The 1,394-nt window shown below is 44.0% G+C and carries 2 protein-coding genes; both read left to right on the top strand.

The window, feature by feature from the left end:
• A partial coding sequence (locus tag BLQ74_RS27345) for a lysozyme family protein (protein WP_212633181.1) occupies nt 1-720 on the top strand: 720 nt, incomplete at its 5' end.
• 14 nt (nt 721-734) lie between these two features.
• On the top strand, nt 735-1,238 hold the full coding sequence (locus BLQ74_RS27340; protein WP_139199147.1) for a hypothetical protein: 504 nt from the start codon (nt 735-737) through the stop codon (nt 1,236-1,238).
• The last annotated feature ends 156 nt before the right edge of the window (nt 1,239-1,394 follow it).

Here is a 1,394-nt window from a genome sequence, read left to right as displayed (position 1 = left end):
AAACAGTTGTGCTGGTGGGATGAGGCCGCCGAGAGAGTGGGACTGCCGGCACATGGGCAGGTGTTTCATATGCATCCGATTGGGTTGGTTGGGTGCTTTTCGAATACTCGTCGTATAGGCGATCTTTTTGTCGAGCGTGGTCAAATTACTTTTGACGCTGAAGGGAATGATAATCCGGCAAGTGAATACTTCAGTCGGCGTTTGCATTGGCCAGGTGGAGCTTCTGGTGTGACATTAGGGCGAGGCTACGATATGAAGCATCGCTCATCTGCCACTGTGTATTCGGATCTAATTGCGGCAGGTGTAGATGCTGGCGCAGCTGAAAGATTTTCTCGCGGAGCAGGCCTTTCCAATTCGGCTGCCAGTAATTTTGTTATCGAAAACAGAGAGGCTTTCGGTAATATAACAATAGAGGCGCAGCGCAAATTATTTGAGGATATTATATATCCAAGATATGAGCTTGCCGCCCGGCAAAGATACTCAATTGCTATTTCGGGAGATGCGGGCGCTGTTCCTTGGGAAAGACTTCATGATCTAATTAGAGATATAGCCGTTGATCTTACCTATCAGCAAGGAAGTATTTGGGATAGGCAGATACCTTACATTTCTAAGAACAACAAATATGCGCTGGCAAGATATATTCGAGAGACTCTGGAACTATCCCAGTACGAAGCAGGAAGGCAGAGATATAGGTACTTAATGGAAGGGGACAGAGATTGAGTAGGATATTAGTATTGGCACTGTCTTTTTTGGTTCAGTTATCTTGCTTGGCTGAGCCTGTAAATAATGGATCATCTCAATCGAAAAAAAATAATGAGCAAGATTATTTTGCTTCTTTTTCACTAGATAAATGGCCTGGATGTTATATCAAAAAAAGTGAACTATGCACGTATCAAAATAGTAGAAAATCCTGTGTGGATGAATTTAATGATTACCTTTACGTGGAGCGAGTTGGACGGAGTTATCTAGTGCGCCTAAATAGCACGCAGGCCAATCAAAATGCATGTTATTTTTCTTTTGAAATGAAAATAGTTGGCGAAAGTCTCATCCATGAAACACAATATGGCCGCATATCATTATCTTACAAAAAGGGGCGGCTGATCCTGTCTTCGAAAGGGATAGATCCTACCGCATTAGGAATTGGAGTTTGTGGGGTGCATGCAGATATTGATCAGCTTGCATTTCCTATTTCTAGCAGAGCTAGCTCTTCTGAATACTGTTCTCCAGATAGAAATTAATACTCTTCACGTTGTGTGATGTATTGGCTTTCTATTACGAAATTGAGTAGCACCTCCATTTGCGGAGATGGGATGCGCTGGATGGCCCGCTCGGTCATAGCGGCTCGACGCCCCATGTGAACTGGCTGGCGGAGAAAGAGCGGATCAAACAGTTGT

Origin of the sequence: Pseudomonas panipatensis, assembly GCF_900099785.1 — a bacterium.
Classification (GTDB): Bacteria; Pseudomonadota; Gammaproteobacteria; order Pseudomonadales; family Pseudomonadaceae; genus Pseudomonas; species Pseudomonas panipatensis.
Note: the sequence above shows the minus strand (reverse complement) of the source record. Positions and strands in the feature narration are given on the sequence as shown.